At 42.6% G+C, this 17,951-nt stretch carries 9 protein-coding genes; 5 read left to right on the top strand and 4 right to left on the bottom strand.

All coding sequences use genetic code 11. From position 1 onward, the window contains the following. Positions 1-63: 63 nt before the first annotated feature. Both GSQ84_RS17430 and GSQ84_RS17425 read right to left on the bottom strand, forming a co-directional pair. Complete coding sequence (locus GSQ84_RS17430) at positions 64-1,596, bottom strand: RagB/SusD family nutrient uptake outer membrane protein (protein ID WP_158798545.1); 1,533 nt, start codon at positions 1,594-1,596, stop codon at positions 64-66. A 10-nt stretch (positions 1,597-1,606) separates the two neighbouring features. After that, positions 1,607-3,772 carry a SusC/RagA family TonB-linked outer membrane protein gene (locus GSQ84_RS17425; RefSeq protein WP_158798544.1) on the bottom strand — a complete coding sequence of 722 codons (2,166 nt, stop codon included), beginning with the start codon at positions 3,770-3,772 and terminating at the stop codon, positions 1,607-1,609. 740 nt (positions 3,773-4,512) lie between these two features. Between GSQ84_RS17425 and GSQ84_RS17420 the strand changes: the two genes are divergently transcribed. The 5 genes from GSQ84_RS17420 to GSQ84_RS17400 all read left to right on the top strand — a co-directional run bounded on the left by GSQ84_RS17420 (position 4,513) and on the right by GSQ84_RS17400 (position 15,441). After that, a complete protein-coding gene (locus GSQ84_RS17420) occupies positions 4,513-7,080 on the top strand; it encodes a hypothetical protein (protein WP_158798543.1) in 2,568 nt (855 codons plus the stop codon). A 174-nt stretch (positions 7,081-7,254) separates the two neighbouring features. After that, positions 7,255-10,428 (top strand): TonB-dependent receptor, encoded by a 3,174-nt coding sequence (locus GSQ84_RS17415; RefSeq protein WP_216848955.1) that lies wholly within the window; start codon positions 7,255-7,257, stop codon positions 10,426-10,428. A gap of 13 nt (positions 10,429-10,441) precedes the next feature. Next, the gene (locus GSQ84_RS17410) at positions 10,442-12,355 is read left to right on the top strand and encodes a RagB/SusD family nutrient uptake outer membrane protein (protein WP_158798542.1); all 1,914 of its coding nucleotides are present in this window, start codon (positions 10,442-10,444) and stop codon (positions 12,353-12,355) included. Between the two features lie 28 nt (positions 12,356-12,383). Continuing rightward, the gene (locus GSQ84_RS17405) at positions 12,384-13,145 is read left to right on the top strand and encodes a DUF3823 domain-containing protein (protein ID WP_158798541.1); all 762 of its coding nucleotides are present in this window, start codon (positions 12,384-12,386) and stop codon (positions 13,143-13,145) included. A 46-nt stretch (positions 13,146-13,191) separates the two neighbouring features. Next, a complete protein-coding gene (locus tag GSQ84_RS17400) occupies positions 13,192-15,441 on the top strand; it encodes a hypothetical protein (protein WP_158798540.1) in 2,250 nt (749 codons plus the stop codon). 154 nt (positions 15,442-15,595) lie between these two features. On the opposite strand, the gene GSQ84_RS17395 is transcribed toward GSQ84_RS17400, so the two are convergent. Further along, the gene (locus GSQ84_RS17395; RefSeq protein ID WP_216848953.1) at positions 15,596-16,801 is read right to left on the bottom strand and encodes an AGE family epimerase/isomerase; all 1,206 of its coding nucleotides are present in this window, start codon (positions 16,799-16,801) and stop codon (positions 15,596-15,598) included. Beyond that, positions 16,798-17,925 carry a glycoside hydrolase family 26 protein gene (locus tag GSQ84_RS17390; RefSeq protein ID WP_158798539.1) on the bottom strand — a complete coding sequence of 376 codons (1,128 nt, stop codon included), beginning with the start codon at positions 17,923-17,925 and terminating at the stop codon, positions 16,798-16,800. Before GSQ84_RS17390 ends, GSQ84_RS17395 begins: the two co-directional genes overlap by 4 nt. Between the last annotated feature and the right edge of the window lie 26 nt (positions 17,926-17,951).

The raw sequence follows: 17,951 nt of genomic DNA, 5'->3' as shown, positions 1-17,951 counted from the left end.
ACAGAAAGGCGGGTGTAAAACACCCACCTTCTGTTATTAAAATCGCGTCAATAAAAATTAATACTATTTAGTGCCACCCCACTCTTTACTTTGAACAAGTTTGGTGTTATTTAATTCTGTTTGCGGAATAGGAAGAATTTCATCCCGTCCGGCTACAAATCCTTTAAAGGCAAGCACGCTTGCGGCTGTACCCCATCTGATCAGGTCAAAATAGCGGATTCCTTCACCTGCAAGTTCCAAACGTCTTTCATTCATGATGTTTGGCATCGTTACATCAATCGGGTTAAGGCCAACACGGGCTCTCACGGCGTTAAATAATATGTATGCCCTGCTTCCTGCAGAACCTGAACCGCCACTATTGATCAGCGCTTCCGCTTCCATCATATACGTATCTGCTAAACGAATCTCATAAATGTCCTGAGGAAAGTTCAGTTCAATTTGTCCGGTAGTAGTTTTATCAGATTGTCTTCCAATATATTTACCCAGGAAGTAACCAGTATTATCATAACCAGGAGAGTAATTGGCAATACCATTGGTTTGCAAACTGTCCAGGTTAGCCACTGTAGCCATATTCCTTGGGTCATAGTGAATAAAATCATAGAAAGCCTTGGTAAATACCAGGAAGCTGTATCCAGGATAATAATCAGGAGCACCTGTTTTCACGGTACTGTATCCCCTTGGGCCAGTAATAATGTTTAACAAGTTACCTTCGGAAGCGCCTGCATTACTCCATGCACCATTTGATGTGCTGCTATGGACAATCTCTAAAACAGATTCTGAATTGAATTTATTGGTTGGGTTCCACAAGTCTGCATAATTAGGCAATAAAGCATAACCATAAGTCGTGTTTGGTTGTCCCGGAGTAGTACCGTTAACAATCGCAAACTGTGCTGCGGCTAAATCATATTTCTTTTCAGTCAGGTAAACTTTTCCCAGGACAGCTTGTGCCGCGCCTTTAGTTAAACGTCCGCCTTCAGTAGCAGCTGGTACAGTTGCCGGAAGACCCGGAATAGCTGCGATCAGATCTTTTTCAATCAGCGCATACACATCTGTAGGAGGTGCTTGTACCACGTTATACAAATCAGTCTGAGGAACAGGTTCAGTTAACAAAGGAACGTTTTTAAAGAAACGAACCAGGTCGAAGTAAAATATCGCACGCAGGGCCTGGGTTTCAGCCAGGAGCCTTGTTTTCAGCGCCGCATCCATTGTGATGCCCGGAACTTTCTGCAAGACCACATTGGCCCTGTAGATCCCTGTAAATCCTCTGGTCCAAAGATACAATTGCGGACCAATCGTTGGGTTTAAGGTATAGTGCGAAAGTACCTGCAGATCGTTTAAATCTGTAGGGCTACCGCCTCCTGTAAGCTGATCATCACTGGCTACATCTGCAATAGCTACTTTGTCATACAATCCGCTGGTCTGATAACCAAACTGATCGTAAACCGAAACCACTCCTGCAAAAGCATCAGCTGATGTTTTATAATAATTATCTACTAATATACGGTCCTGGGGATTTACGTCCAGCGCTTTTTTACATGAACCCAGCAACATTACACCGGCTGCAAAGGCAATTATATAAGATATATTTCTTTTCATTTTCTTTAAATTAGAATCCAACATTTAAGCCAATCAGGAAAGAACGGGCCTGAGGATAAGCACCACGGTCAACGCTGAATACTCCACCACCACCAGCATCATTACTCACACCCAGTTCAGGATCATATCCGTTATATTTGGTGATCGTGAACAAGTTTTCGCTCATGATGTAGATACGCAGTTTCTGCATCTTCATTTTGTCTGTTATAGCTTTAGGGAAAGTGTAACCTACCTGAAGTGTTCTTAACCTGAAGTAATTACCGCTTTGCAGATAAACCGAAGAGAATTTGGTATAGTTTCCGTTTGGATCATTTGCCACCAGTCTTGGAATAGACGTATTGGTATTGGTCGGCGTCCATGCATTCAGGATATCTGTCTGATAATTTGCACTTGGAATATCCAGACGACGTAAGCCCTGGAAGATTTGGTTACCGGCAACACCACTGCCAAAGGCAACCAGATCGAAGTTTTTATAACCTACATTGATCGTTATACCATAAGTCATTTTAGGCGTTGGATTACCTATGTAAGTACGGTCACTGGCATCAATTGTATTGTCCCCGTTTAAGTTGGCAAATTTAATATCACCCGGTTTTGCGTTGGGTTGTAACAAAGCACCACTAGGTCCTCTGTAGGCATTGATCTCAGCCTGGCTTTGGAAGATCCCTAAGTTTTTATAGCCATAAAACTCATTATAAGCACCGCCAACAGCTGTACGGGTAATGTTTCCAAGTGTTTGGAAAGCTGCAGTATTGTCTTCAATATAATCAACACCTGGCAGTAATTTGGTGACTTTGTTTTTCAGGAATGAAGCGTTAGCATTGATGCCCAGATTAAAGTCGCCCACTTTTTTATGATAGCCTACTTCAAACTCAATACCGGTATTCTGCATATCTGCAGCATTCTCTGCAGAACTCAGGTAACCTACGTAAGCAGGAGTAGGTGGGTTCTGAAGGATACCAGTGGTTTTTTTTCTGTACCAGTCTGCTGTAAAGGTCAGGTTCTGGAAGAATGTTGCATCGATACCAATGTCAGTTTGTGCTGTTTGTTCCCATTTCAGGTCAGGATTAGCTGCCGTGGCTGGTGAATAACCTACGTTGATCAGCTGACTCGATCCTGAACCAAAAGGATAGTTAGATCCGCTGGCTACTAAAGGTACATAAGAGAAATCTCCGATTACGTCGTTACCTGTAATACCGTAACTGGCACGTATTTTCATGAAATTAAGGACATCATTTTTAGGGATGAAGTCTTCACGGGTTGGTACCCATCCTGCCGAGAACGAAGGGAAATAACCAAATTTGTGGTTGGCGCCAAACCTGGATGAACCATCTCTTCTCACCAATGCAGTAAACAGGTATTTCTCATCGTAGTCATATTGTACGCGGGAGAATAAAGAGTTTACAATATGGTCTGTTCCGTCAGAAGCATCAGAAGTCCTGTCTGCCGCTGTAGGTTTATAATTAAAAGAGGCAGAACCGAAATCTGTTGCCGGGATATTGTAAAACGTAGTATTTACACCTCTCGAGTAGTTATCCCTGTAATAACCTTCACCCAATAAAAAGTTGAAGTTGTTTTTACCAAAAGATTTAGTGTAAGTAGCTGTATTTTCCTGGGTATAAGCCAGTGTATAATTGATCGCCCTGTAGAAAGTTGAAGTAGCATTGCTAGACGATGTACTGTAATAAGCAACAGGTGTGAAAGCATCATTTCCGTAGAAAGACATTTTTGTACCTATCGTAGAGCGCAATTTTAATCCTGGAATTGGTGAAGCTTCTACATAAGCATTACCAACAATGTCATGCGACCAGTTGTAGTTTCCTAAGTTGTTTTGGATATAAGCCAATGGATTGGTCATCTCCTGGAACCCTAAACCTGGAATACCATAGTAACTTCCGTTAGGTGCTCTAACTGCTGCCGGGTTATTGTATAATAATCTTTGTGCCGGATCAGTGATGGTATTCAAATCTGAAACTGTAACCGGAGTAAGCGGGCTCAGGTTGATCGCTGAAGTAGCCCGGGTAGTGCCTTCTAAGCTAACTGTGACTCCAGGCAGCGGTCCTCCATCTGTCTGGTCAGTTACTTTTCCTGATACTTTGATGTCCTGTGCAAACAGCGCAGCAGGAAATAGGAGTATGCAGAAAATAAAGAAAATAAGAGTAGATCTCCCTTTCATACATTGTGATTTAAAGTAAATATTTGGTTAGTTAATGATGCGAATGGAGGTAAACTAATATCGTTTACGAGAGATTAAAAAGTTCATACAGTTTATATTTGGTGAGAATATGTTATTGTGTTTTTAACACTAACCCAAATCTAGAACTAAAATTTATTGCCTGTATATAAAATGTTAAATTTTGTTAAAATATTTTATATATATCTGAATTATAAATTATTAAAATTTTTAATAATGTGTCTTTTTAAACATTTTTGTCTTTTTGTTCTGTTTTTTTGACTACCTGATTCTTAATGTTTGAATAGTGTTATACGTACACTATGTTAAAATAATACCACTATATCTTTTAGGTTAAATGTTGCTTTTTAAGCACTAGGGGGCTATATATGTTTAAACGTGCAGCTAACGTTTATTATTAAATCGCGTTAAAATCGTATTAAAATGTCATTTATCGTTTTAATGCGAATTAAATGGGTTTTTTGACCTTTCTAAAGCATGAAAAACGAAGAAAATTTTTGAATGAGGCGCTATCTAGCCAGCTCATTCTTCTATAAATTCCGGGCCTCAGCAAAGCCGCCGGATGAACCCGATGTTCCTGAGTACTGCGGATCATTTAAGGCTCAGGCAACATAGACCGAAAATTAATCTTTGAACATGCGTATCCTGATTATAATAAAATTGTAATATTGCTTTTTCTAATTTCGTAACGGCGCTCAGCGGTTAATTAAAACTGTAATCTAATGACGATAAAATGTAAGGTTTTATGGCTTCACCAAAGGGCACATAAAATTGGATTTCTTTTATTTCTGCTTTTTCCTTTTATAAAGGGACATGCTCAGGGACTGCTGTTTAACTCCAATGATAGCCTGGTGGGCAAGCGGACTTCTTACGAGGTCTTCAAAAAAAATGTACCGGCATTTTCTGATCATTTACAAATCAAATTTGATCTCTCTTTATGGGATAATGATCACCTGGGTTATATCTTTAGTATCACCGACCAGCAACACAATTCATACAGTTTAAGTTACCTGCATACAGATACTGTTGGCTGGCTTAACTTTAATATTGACAGTAAAAGCAATAAGATTAAAATTCCCCTGGCTATCAGTCAGCTGGAAAAAAGGAAATGGATGAAAGTAACGGTCGATCTTAATTTGGCAGCCGACAGGGTAACTATTCTTTTCAACGGCAGGTCTTATACTGCACATGGTTTTGGGTTTTCACCTGCCCTCAGGCCGAAGATTATTTTCGGGAAAAATGAACGTTACAGTGAAGTGCCCAACATGGCTATTAAAAATTTAATAGTGAATGATAGCCACAGTGTTTATTCTTTTCCGCTGAATGAGTGGGCGAAAAATGGTGTGCATGACCAGGATGGGGAAGTGGTAGGAGAAGTTCAAAACCCGGTTTGGCTAATCAATGAGTCCTATTTCTGGACAGCAAGGTTAGTAAAAAGCTTTGATGAAATTGCAGGCTTAAACTATGATGACCGGCGACAGCAGCTATTTATATTTGATAAGGATCATTTAACAACTTATGATACCGAACACGATAAACTAGCTGTTCAGGCTTATCAGAACCCGCTTCCTTTAGTAATGATATTGGGCAAAAGCATTATCAACACGAAAGAGAATAAATTATATAGCTATGAAGCGAACAGGGTAAAGGAAAACGGGCCCAATGTAGCTGCCCTTGATTTGAATACGCTTAAATGGAAGGTTGAAGGAAGTGCCATGGTGCCGCAGCAAAGGCATCATCACAATATATTTTATGATCAGAAGCAGGAGCAATTCTTCCTGTTTGGCGGTTATGGGTCCTTTGCTTATTATAATGATTTCTTTGCGTTTAATAAAATGACCGACCATTGGGACCGCATTTCATTCTCGGGTGATACGATCAGACCGCGTTTCTTTTCAGGATGTTCGGCCGTCAATGAGCGGAATGAGGTGTATATATTTGGCGGTTACGGTAATGAAACCGGAAGTCAGGTAGTTGGCGGCAGGAACTTTTACGACCTTTACCGCGTAAACCTCAGCACCCGCAGCATAAAAAAATGCTGGGAAATTGTACCCAAGGGTAACGATTTTGTTCCGGCAAATAACCTGATCATTTCAAAAGACCAAAAGTATTTTTATGCCTTATGTTATCCGCATAGTACGCCAAAAACTACCTTAAGATTGTACCGCTTTTCTATCAAAGACGGTTCTTTTCAGCTGGTCAGTGGTGCTATTCCAGTGACTTCAGAACGTATAGAATCAGATATTAATCTATTTTTTAATCCTAAACTCCAGGAATTTGTGTGCGCTATACAAGAGTTTACAGATGTCAAACACTCTATTGTTAAACTCTATTCTTTATATGCACCACCCATTAGCAGACAGGAGTATTTAAATTCTTATGATAAAAAACCGCCTTCCAGAATTTTCTTTTTCTATGGTGTTTTCCTGATACTGCTATTGCTGGGCGGTGGTTTGATTTTCTTTTTTGTCAAACGCAAAACAATCCGTGTCAAATTAAACGAACTCTCTGCGCGCGATGAGGAGCTCCCTTCCTGTGATCCTGATATACAGGAAAAAAGAATAAACGCAGTTTACCTTCTCGGTGAATTTATAGTGTATGATAAAAATCAAAGGAACGTTACTTATCTCTTTAGTCCTAAACTCAAACAGTTATTTGTGCTGATCCTTTTACACAGTCAGGATGGTGCTGGTGTGGTTTCAAAGAAAATATCTTCGGTATTGTGGCCGGACAAAGAAATCTCCAGGACAAAAAATATCAAAGGCGTTACCATCAACCACCTCAGAAATGTAATTGCGGACATTGATGGAATTGAACTTACTTTTCTAAATGATACTTACTGTTTTAGCTTTAGCCCGCAATTCTTTTGCGATTATTTCGCCGTTATCCGTCAGATCAGTAAGCCTGCTTCCACCGTTTCAATACCTGAAATTTTTGATCATTTTGATCTCATTGCCAGAGGGAGCCTGCTGCCTTTCATCCCTGAACCATGGCTGGATGATTTTAAATTGGTTTATGAAGAAGCGCTCATCAGGATATTTCTTCCGGAACTGAAAAAAAGTTACGCCCTCAGGGACCTGAAAAAGGTGCAGGATATAACCCGTATTATCTTAAACATAGATCCTTTCCATGAAGAGGCGCTCCAGTATAAGTTAAAAGGCCTGCGCCGGACTAAAGGCATCGTCTATGCCCATAAAATATACAGTGGATTTGCGCTGGAATACAAAAGGTCGATGGGGGTGGACTACCCCGTGCCATTTGATCAGATCTGCGCTGGTGACGTCAAATAGTAAATCGTATTAGTTGTATTCAGAATAAAGGTTAACGATTTTCAGGAATATAATTTTATTTGGGCTGGTTAATAAGTTTTTATAGCAGTTAACCCATTTTTTAACCCGCCTTTTAATACCCTCCTGTCTATCATTGCGTGGCTTTTTAAGAAAGTCATCTAAACCAAATTCTGTATGAATAAAAATTTTACCAGCCTTAAGGGATGCCGCGGCATTCGTTACCGGGAAAAATTCAACGTGATGATACGCTATTGTATTTTCCCGCTTTTGTTTTTTATCCTGTCCAATTCAGCTTTAGCACAAGGGAGCTATTTCCTTACCGGAACCGTAACCGATGAAAAGGGAGTGCCCTTGCCCGGTGCAAGTATTACCGTTAAAGGAACTACCGTCGGGACAACAACCAATGGTGAAGGTAAGTATGCAATTAACGTTAGTGCAGGACAAATTATTGTCTTTACTGTAGTCGGTTATACCGCTCAGGAAGTAACGGTTAAAAGTCAGAAAACTATCAATGTGTCCCTTGCAGAGAAGACCAATACCATGAATGAAGTGGTGGTAGTGGGTTACGGTACCCAAAAGAAGGTTTCCCTAACCAGCTCGGTGGCCTCCATTTCTGGTGCAGACATCGTCACCACTAAAAATGAAAATGTCCAGAACATGTTAACCGGTAAGGTTGCCGGTTTACGCGTGGTGCAGCCTACCAGCGAACCCGGATCTTTCAGCAATACATTTGATATCAGGGGAATGGGTAGTCCATTGGTCGTAATTGATGGTATCCCCAGGGATAACATTACCCGTCTTGATCCCAATGATATTGAAAGCATTTCCGTGTTAAAAGACGGTGGGGCTGCGGTATATGGGGTACGTGCAGCAAACGGGGTCGTATTGATCACCACAAAAAAAGGTAAAAAAGGTACGGTAGAGTTTAACTACTCAGGAAATTATGGCATTCAGGTTCCTTCGGGCTTACCTAAGCCTGTTGGCGCTGTGGATTACATGACGCTGGTGAATGAAAGTTTAATGCACAATGTAAACGGCGGTCACCTGGGTTTTAGTGATGCCGATATTGCTGCTTACCAGAATGGAAGCAAACAAAGTACAGACTGGTACACCCCGGTGATCAATAACCATGCGCCACAATCGCAGCATAATTTAAGTGCCAGCGGTGGAAGTGAGAATACACGTTATTTCATCAGTTTCGGAACAACCGATCAGGATGGGTTTTTGAGAAGCAAAGACCTTGATTATAAGCGCTATAATATCCGTTCCAATATTTCTACCAAAGTCTCTAAAAACCTGACCGTTGATTTGAACCTCAACGGCACCATGGATCAAAAAAACCAGCCTTATACTGATGCCTGGAACATCTTTCGTTCTTATTGGCGACAACTGCCTACCCAATCTATCTATGCGAACAATAATCCCGCTTACCTGAACAATGGCCAGGTAGATGGTACCAATCCTATCGCACTGGCAGATCAGGATGTGTCCGGTTATAAGATCTATAACAACAAATGGTTTCAGTCGTCGGTCTCTGCGGTTTATCAGGTTCCTTTTATCAAAGGGCTAAGTGCCAAAGGATTGTTTAGCTACGATTATTACATGTCCAGCAATAAGATGTACCAGAAATCATATGATCAGTACAATTATGACGGAGCTGCCGATAGCTACAATTCTATAGCCAATCAAACACCTGCTACTATCCGCCAGGAGTTTTATGAAAAACCTAGTACATTAAGCCAGTTGTCACTGAACTATGACCATGCTTTCACTAGTGGCCACAATATCAGCGCTTTGCTGCTGTATGAAGAAAGTGAAAATAGCGGCAGTAATTTTTATGCACAGCGCGAGCTGACGCTGCCCGTAGATCAGCTGCTTGCTGGTAACAGCCTTAATCAACAAGGTTATACAGACCCAACGGTTATCTATCAGAATGCAAATAGAGGCTTAGTCGGCCGGATCAACTACAATTACAAATCGAAATATCTTGCCGAGGGAAGTTTTAGGGAAGATGGATCTTCAAAGTTTGGATCGGGGCACCAATGGGGCTTCTTTCCTTCCGCATCGGTAGGCTGGGTACTTTCTCAGGAGAATTTCTGGAAGAACAGCACAGCCTTGTCCTTTATTGATTTGCTTAAATTCCGGGCCTCTTTTGGCAGGCTGGGAGATGATTCAGCTTCCAGTTATCAGTTTATTTCGGGATATATCTATCCGGCAAACGGAGCGAATAACGGGCAGCCGGGTGGTTCTGTGTTTGACCAGAATTTTGTCAATGCAGTGCAGAGTAAGGGGATCGCCAATCCCAATATTACATGGTATACCTCTAATACGTATAATGTTGGTGTTGATCTGCAAGCCTGGAAAGGTTTACTGGGAATTACTTTTGATGTTTTCAGGCGTGACCGCAGCGGTTTGCTGGCTACAGAAGTGCTTAGTTTGCCGGGGGTAGTGGGAGCAGATCTGCCGCAGGAAAATCTAAACAGCGACAGAACGCAGGGTTTTGACATGGAACTGAGTCACCATAGCCACATTGGCAATTTCAATTATAACCTCAAAGGTACCTTCGGTTACACACGTACCATGAACAGGAATGTGGTCATGGCTGCAGCGGGTAATTCTTACCTCAACTATCAGAATAACTCCAACAACCGTTATGTTAACCTCACCAGCCCAAACAATATTACCTGGGGTTACGGGGGCTCCGGCCGTTATACTTCTTACGGTGATATAGCCAATAGCTCCGTTGCTGTAGGCCGCGGTACAGTGGTAGGCGATTATATTTACCAGGATTGGAATGGCGATGGACAGATCAACTCTCAGGATATTCATCCTATCGCTTATGACACCACACCGATGGTTACTTTCGGCTTAAATGTAGGCGGCTCTTACAAAAACTTCGATTTTAACCTGCTCTTTCAGGGAGCTGCACTGGTTAATGTAGAATATGCCGAACAGCTAACTACGCCTTTGTGGGGAGGAGGAAGTGCATTGACACAGTTCCTCGACAGGTACCACCCTACAGATCCCAAGGCAGATCCTTATGATCCAAATACGCAATGGACTTCCGGCAGTTTTGCTTATACCGGCACTACGCCATTCAGCAATTCCAGCTTTAATATTCAGAATGGAACTTATGTCAGGCTAAAATCTGCAGAATTAGGATATAGCTTACCGCAAAAGTTTGCAGAAAGGGTTGGTATTAAAGGCGCCAGGTTATTTGTAAATGGCTATAACCTGCTTACCGTTACTGGATTGAAGTATGTAGATCCGGAGCATAATTCTGGTAACTACGGCTATTCCTATCCATTAAACAAGACCTACTCCGTTGGCGTAAATATTAAATTATAGTAAACAGATCATCATGAAAAAATATATATATATCCTGCTCTTCCTCTCAGTCTGCTGGGCACCGGCGTGTAAAAAACTGGATATCGCACCCATGAACATTATACAGGATAAAGATGTGTTCACCACCGAAGGGGGGATCCAGTCTTATATGGCCAGAATATACAGTGAATTGCCTATCGAAGATTTCAGGTATTCCTCTACGATGGGCTTTAACCACTTCTGGCTGGTTAACCCCTTCAGCGCTACCAGTGGCGAAGCACTCAGCCGCGATCAGAACGGCGATACACAGGAAACCTTTGGTTACTGGGATGATGCTTATCATTTGATACGCGAAGCCAATTATTTTATGGAAACGCTGCCTTCTTTTAAAGGTTCTTACACCACTGCGCAAATCAATTCATGGCTGGGAGAAGCCCGGTTTATCAGGGCGGCAACCTATTTTGCTTTGGCCAAACGTTATGGTGGCGTGCCTATTGTAGATAAAGTATTACAGTATCCTGAACAGAGTATCGCAGAGTTACAGATTCCCCGGTCATCGGAGGAAAAAGTATACGACTTCATCGCTGCAGATTTGGATTACGCCTATGCCAATATAGGTGAAACTAATCAGGTGGGCAGGGCTAACCGCTATGTTGCCGCAGCCTTTAAATCGAGGGCCATGTTATTCGCCGGTTCCATCGCCAAATATAACCAGATCACCCTCTTTGATGGAAGCAACAACAGGTTATGCGGTATCCCTTCAGGCAGGGCGGCCGATTATTTTAAGGCAAGTTATGACGCTGCGGTTTTGCTGAATGGTAAATATAGCCTCTATAGAAAAACATGGGCACCGGGAGATAAAGAAGCGCAATTTCAGAATTATGTCAACCTGTTTTTTGATGCCAGCAGCAGTGAGAATATCTTTGTAAAAGAATATCAGTATCCTAATTCCGTACATGGTTATGATGCATATAACGTACCCCGCCAGCTGATGGGCGCCAATGGTTATTCTGCAGAGATCAATCCTACGCTGAATTTTGTGGAGCTATTTGACGGATTCCCTAAAAATGCAGATGGCACCATTAAAACTTTGGGTGCAGATGGAAAATATTTGCTGTATACCAATACGATGGATCTTTTTGCCAATGTTGAACCGAGGTTAAGGGCCACTGTAATTCTCCCTGGTGATGTATTCAAGAACCAGAATATCGAAATCCGCAGGGGCATTTTCACAGGAGGCGTTTCAGGTGGTATCAGTCCTTTACTGCCTCCGGGATCCACTTCCATTTACCCGACAGCTAATATCGTTTCTTCATCCACGGGAGCTTCACAAGTACCCTATACTTTGCCTGACGGAACCACCATGAACCCCGCGGGATTGAGCGGTGTGTTTACTGCCGATGGAACAGGAGCCGTATCAGGCTTCGCTATCCGTAAGTACCTGGTTCCTGATAAGCCTACTTCAGATGTGCTGGAAAATCACTCCGATCAGACCTGGATTGAAATGCGTTATGCCGAGGTGCTACTAAACCGTGCTGAAGCCGCGTTTGAGCTGACCACACTTGGCCAGGGAACTGGCAGTTATTTGTCGGATGCGTCCACGATCATTGACCAGCTGCGCGACCGTGCCGGAGCTGATCCTCTTGCGCTTACTGGCGGATTAACAGATGTCAATGTGATCCGCAGGGAAAGAAGAAAGGAACTCGGCTTCGAAAACAAAACCTGGTGGGACCTCAGGAGATGGAGGATCATTGATAAAGAGCAGAACAGTACTATCTACCGTACTCTAATGCCTTTTTACGCCGCCGGCGCCGGGAAATACTTTTTTGATGCCCGTTTGGATGAAAGGAACTCACGCTATACGTTTGACACCCGTTGGTACTATGAACAAATACCACAGGCAGACATTGCGAAAAGCCAAAACCTGATTCAAAACCCTGGTTACTAATCTTAAAAATCAGCTAAATCTTAATAAAATGAAACAACTATTCTATTATATCTTTCTCAGTATCCTGCTCTGTACGGCTTATTCCTGTAAAAAGGATAATTATGATGCTCCTAATGCTACCTTAAATGGCGCTGTAACAGATGCGGCCACAGGACAGACCGTTCAAACGGAAATAGGCAGTGGCGGCACAAGGATCAAATTGCTGGAGATCAGCTGGAGTGCTACACCCACACCCTATTATATTTTCTCCATGCAGGACGGAACCTATAACAATACCAAAATCTTTGCCAGCACCAATAAGATCACTGCCGAAGGGGCCTTTGTACCGATGGTACAAACCGATGCCGCGGGTAACACCACGATCGACCAAACGCAGACGGTAACAATCAAAGGTAAGGGTACTGCGACCGTGAATTTTTCTGTAGAACCCTTTTTAAGGATTGATTGGATAGGTACGCCGGTTTACAATGCCGATGGCACAATTACTGCCCAGTTTAAAATTACAAGAGGTACAGCTAATCCTGCTTTTCAGCTGAATATCAGCGATGTGTTCTTGTTTGTCAGCTCAACCAGGTACCTTGGTAACAACGACTATGATAACAGGTACTCCAATCACGTCACTTATGATGGGGCATCAGGAAATAATATCATCGGTCAGACGCTCACATACACTACTACCGGCGGTGCGCTGCCAACCAAAAGAGACTGGTTTTTGAGGATTGGTGCAAGGGTAGCCTATGGCCTCAATTACTACAATTATACTGACGTAAAAACCGTAACTGTACCCTAATTTTAATGATCAATAATTTTAGTTAATGATCTGTAATCGAAATCTAATGAAGAAAATTCCAATTTTTATTTGCCTGTTAGCCGCATCAATCGGCACTCAGGCACAGCTTTCCGATCCTGCTCTGCTACGTGCTGCGGCTCCACTTAAAGAAAAAACGGCTTTCCAGACCAGCAGCGCCTGGATACCCGAAATTGATGTGCGCTCCGATATAGCTATTGTTTATGGAGCGAATGATAAACCCGGACTTACTTTTGAACAAAGGGTGAAATCGTGGCGCGACCATGGTTACCAAACCCAGTTTATGACAGGGATTGCCTGGGGTGAATACCAGGATTATCACCTGGGTAAATGGGACGGAAAAAACCACTTGGGTGAAGGACAGATTACTCAAAAGGGAGATACGATCTTCCATGGCAGGAATATGCCTTATGTTGTTCCTGTCCAGTCTTTTATCGAGTACATGAAAACTGCAGTGGTCAAAAAGGTGATCGATGCAGGGATCAGTACCATTTTCCTGGAAGAGCCTGAGTTTTGGGCACGCGCTGGTTACGGAGAAGTATTTAAACAGGAATGGCAGAAATATTATGGATTCCCATGGAGGGCACAGGACCAGTCGGCAGAAAATACGTACTTATCCAGTAAACTGAAATATCACCTGTATTACAATGCTATTGATCAGGTTTCTACTTATGCCAAAGCCTATGGGAAAACAAAAGGAGTAGCCGTAAAAGTATTTATCGCCACACATTCCCTGGTTAATTATTCATCCTGGCAAATCGTAAGTCCGGAAGCCAGCTTAGCTTCACTGCCGGGTATTGACGGTTATATTGCCCAGGTATGGACAGGAACAGCCCGTGAACCTACCTATTTCAACGGAAAAGAAAAGGAGCGTGTTTTTGAAAATGCGTTTTTGGAATATGGCTCCATGGTATCTATGACTGCCCCTACAGGAAGAAAAATGTTTTTCCTCACCGATCCTATTGAAGACAGGGCGCGGGACTGGGCAGATTACAAAAGAAATTACCAGGCTACATTTACTGCCAAATTGTTATATCCCATGGTAGCCGATTATGAGGTGATGCCCTGGCCGGAACGCATCTATACACATCCTTACAAAGTAGCCAACAGTGACAAAAAGATATTGATCCCGCAATTTTATTCTACCCAAATGCAGATCATGGTGAACTCCCTCAATCAGATGCCTAAATCGGCTAACCGGGTATCCGGCGTAAATGGCATTGGCGTTTTGATGAGCAATACGCTGATGTTCCAGCGCTTTCCTACGCACAACGGTTTTGAAGATCCTCAGTTCTCTAATTTTTACGGACAAACCATGCCGCTGCTCAAACGCGGTATACCCGTTCAGACCGTTCATATGGAGAACCTTTCCTATGCGAATACCCTTGAACATATCAAAGTATTGATCGTTAGTTATTCCAATATGAAACCTGTGTCTGCGCTGGTTCATCAGCAGCTGGCCGACTGGGTGAAAAAAGGAGGGATATTGATTTACTGCGGCAGGGATGATGACCCTTATCAATCGGTAATGGAGTGGTGGAATACAAAAGGGAATACTTTTACCGCACCTTCACAGCACCTGTTTAAACTGCTGGATATATCTCCTTCAGCTCAGGTTTTGTCAGACGGGAAAGCCGCTGCTACTGATGTTGCTGTTCCTGCAAAAGCCCAGAAATATAAAGCAGGTAAGGGTGAGGTATATATCATCAGGGAAAATCCCAAAGAGTTTGTCCTGCAACCCAATAATGATGGCAATTACATTGATCTGGTTAAACAAGCTTATGAAAAAGACGCCAAAGCTGGTCGTTTGTTATTTAAGAATAACCTTTATGTAGAACGCGGCCCTTACGATATCGTATCGGTGCTGGACGAAAATAAAGATAGCACCTCATATGTTGTAAAGGGGCCCGTAATTGATCTTTTTGATCCCCAGCTGCCTGTGCTGGCAGAAAAAGTTGTTCATCCCGGGGAGCAGGCTTATTTGTATGATCCTTCCAGGGTAGCTGATAAAAAACAACCACAAGTGCTTGCTTCGGCATCCAGAATCTATAACGAAAAGGTGAAACCGGGAGTTTATTCCTTCGTAGCTAAAAGTCCGGCGAAAACATTAAACAGCATGCGCATCCTGCTGCCCGCTGCGCCTAAAACGATCAGCGTTACCGACCAGTCCGGTAAAGAACTTCCTGGCGTAAATACCTCATGGGATGTTTCTTCACATACTTCTTTTATCGGGTTTGAAAATAATCCTCAGGGTGTTCAGGTGACGATAAAATGGTAGACCATCGCGATTCAAAATAATTTTCCTAATCAATTGGAACCTCTCGGGCCAACCTTTTTAAAGGTTGGCTTTTTTGTATTAATGATTTTTCATTATTATAATAAATCGTTTTAAATATTGACTGATTATCAGACTCATTTTATGACAGGCATTGTCAAATAAACTTACCCAGTCCTAAGTGGTTTTCTTTAAAACGCTGAATCAATTCCAGCATGGCGCGTGAATTATGGTAAGGACATTTCCATAAACCTACTTTGTCTTCGTTAGGCATTAAGGTATCATCGTCATTGATACCCCAAACCCATTCACCTTCATCCGACTTGATCTTATGCTGAATAAACTGCCAGACGTTTTCGAAATGATCCAGGAAGATCTGTTCACCAGATAACTGCCAGGCATTTAAAAATCCGACCAGTGCTTCGGCCTGCACCCACCAATGTCTTTCCTTAACCAGGTGATCAGCTTCCGGTTCGTATTCGTAATATAAGGAACCGTCCTGTGCCAAGCCATCCGCTGCCGCCCTCGCCATAGATATCGCAAGCTGGCTTACCTGAGCGGCCAGTTTTTCATCGTTCAATACATGCACGGCCTCCAGCAACAGCCATGAAGTTTCGATATCATGCCCATAAGAAACGGTAGTTGATTTGGGCTGCCAGTTTTCATCAAAGAACAGGATGAGCCGGTTGTTTTGCCGGTCAATCATATGATCCAGGAAATTACCGATCACCGCCCGGATCTGCTTTTCCAAAAATTCATCTTTCCAAACACGATAGAGGTTAGTATAGGCCTCCAGCACGTGGAGGTGCGTGTTCATTGTTTTTTTCTCATTGGCATCTTTGGCACTTAAGCGCAAATCGGGCAGCTCTTGCCAATCCCGTGTAAAAGCTTCCAGATAACCACCTTTTTCCAGATCAAAACTGTATTTTTCTATATCAAGAAACAATTGCTGAGCCAGTTCCAGTGCTGCTTCATCTCCGCTGACGCGGTAATACTCTGTTAGGCCGTAGATCGTAAAAGATAAGGCATAGATTTGTTTTTTTGTATCGAGCGGTTTACCCTGGTAGTCTACAGTCCAGTAAACACCGCCATATTGCGGATCTATAAAATATTTGCGGATATACTGATAGGCCCGCTTAGCCATATTCAGTAATGCTGGTTTGGGATTTTGCTGATAAGCTGCGGAAAAGGTCCATAAAATCCTTGCATTCAGTACCGATCCTTTTGGGGCTTCGGGATCAACATTATTTTTATGATCAATTTTACCATAAAAACCCCCGTTGTTTAAATCGGGGGTGAAGATCATCCAATAGCTTAATATATTGTCCAGCTCTTTTTGAAAAGCAGCCACCTGGTTCATCATGGAGTCCAAATTTTTGAATAAATAGATGGTTTCAGTTTATCCTGAAAAATTATTCTGGGATCAGCATAGAACTTTTTGAAATCTTCTTCACTTGCCTGTCCCGGGTAAGGTGCAAAATAATGTTCTGTTTTCCAGTTCCTCCAGGTGAGCACATAAGCCGTTTTATACTTTGTAATAGCGGGTAGCAAAACATTGGTCCACCATTGCGGATCAGGGATCAGCACATAACCGGTTTCTGTCAAAGCAGGGATTTTATGGTGTTCCTGTGCTACTTTTTCCAGGATCTCGTAGCGGTTATTCAGGTCTTTCGTAAAATGGGCGGCATCTTTTTGCATATAGGCATCAAAGCCGATGATATCCACATAATTGTCTCCCGGATAACGTTCCAGGTAATCCTTTTCCGTTGCATAATCAGCTGCAGAATAAGCAATCAGGAGATGATGAATGTTTTTAGTATTTCGGAGATAATCAACGGTAAAACGCCATAGGGCGATAAAATCTTCAGGGCTGCATTCTTTATTTCCCCACCAGAACCAGCTCCCGGTATGTTCGTGAAAAGGACGGAAAATTACAGGGATCATTTCTCCCTTTGGCCCTTTCAGCTGACTGGCAAAAACGGCAAATTTATCCAGGTATTTTACATAGGCCTCGTGGTGGCTACCACCGGGAATAATCTGTTTCACTGTATTCAGGGGTTTGCTCCACGCGGTTGAATCCGTAACCGGATCATTAAAATGCCAGCTGAAAGTGTTAATGCCCCCACGGTTATAGACTTCTTTGACATGTGAAATGATCGCTGTAAAAGGTACGCCATCCAGGTTGTTGGGGTGGTCTAACTCTAAACGGCCCATGTCCCAGCCATATACCCCAGGGTAAGAACCCGTCACACTTTTAACATCAGATCGTCCTTTTTCATTTACCCAGCCTACGCCATAAGCCAGGTCGTCCTGGTGGCCGAAGATCACTTTGGTCTGTGCCATCTGTTGCAGGTTTCCGTACAAAAAACGTGTTTCTGTAGTGGCAGCAGGATCGGATGGTAAGATATGTTGTGCATATAAGGGGGCAGCGGTCAGCATTTCCATTAGAAATAAGCTGCAGAGGATCACTTTCAGGGATTTGCTCATGTTATTCAGGATATATTGGTTAAACT

Source organism: Pedobacter sp. L105 (genome assembly GCF_009765875.1).
Lineage (GTDB): Bacteria > Bacteroidota > Bacteroidia > Sphingobacteriales > Sphingobacteriaceae > Pedobacter.
Note: the sequence above shows the minus strand (reverse complement) of the source record. Positions and strands in the feature narration are given on the sequence as shown.

Bases quoted from the DNA above. Each gene is read 5' to 3' on its own strand.
- GSQ84_RS17400 (WP_158798540.1), top strand. From the start codon at position 13,192: ATGAAGAAAATTCCAATTTTTATTTGCCTGTTAGCCGCATCAATCGGC.
- GSQ84_RS17415 (WP_216848955.1), top strand. From the start codon at position 7,255: ATGAATAAAAATTTTACCAGCCTTAAGGGATGCCGCGGCATTCGTTAC.
- GSQ84_RS17410 (WP_158798542.1), top strand. From the start codon at position 10,442: ATGAAAAAATATATATATATCCTGCTCTTCCTCTCAGTCTGCTGGGCA.
- GSQ84_RS17425 (WP_158798544.1), bottom strand. From the start codon at position 3,772: ATGAAAGGGAGATCTACTCTTATTTTCTTTATTTTCTGCATACTCCTA.
- GSQ84_RS17395 (WP_216848953.1), bottom strand. From the start codon at position 16,801: ATGATGAACCAGGTGGCTGCTTTTCAAAAAGAGCTGGACAATATATTA.
- GSQ84_RS17405 (WP_158798541.1), top strand. From the start codon at position 12,384: ATGAAACAACTATTCTATTATATCTTTCTCAGTATCCTGCTCTGTACG.
- GSQ84_RS17390 (WP_158798539.1), bottom strand. From the start codon at position 17,925: ATGAGCAAATCCCTGAAAGTGATCCTCTGCAGCTTATTTCTAATGGAA.
- GSQ84_RS17420 (WP_158798543.1), top strand. From the start codon at position 4,513: ATGACGATAAAATGTAAGGTTTTATGGCTTCACCAAAGGGCACATAAA.
- GSQ84_RS17430 (WP_158798545.1), bottom strand. From the start codon at position 1,596: ATGAAAAGAAATATATCTTATATAATTGCCTTTGCAGCCGGTGTAATG.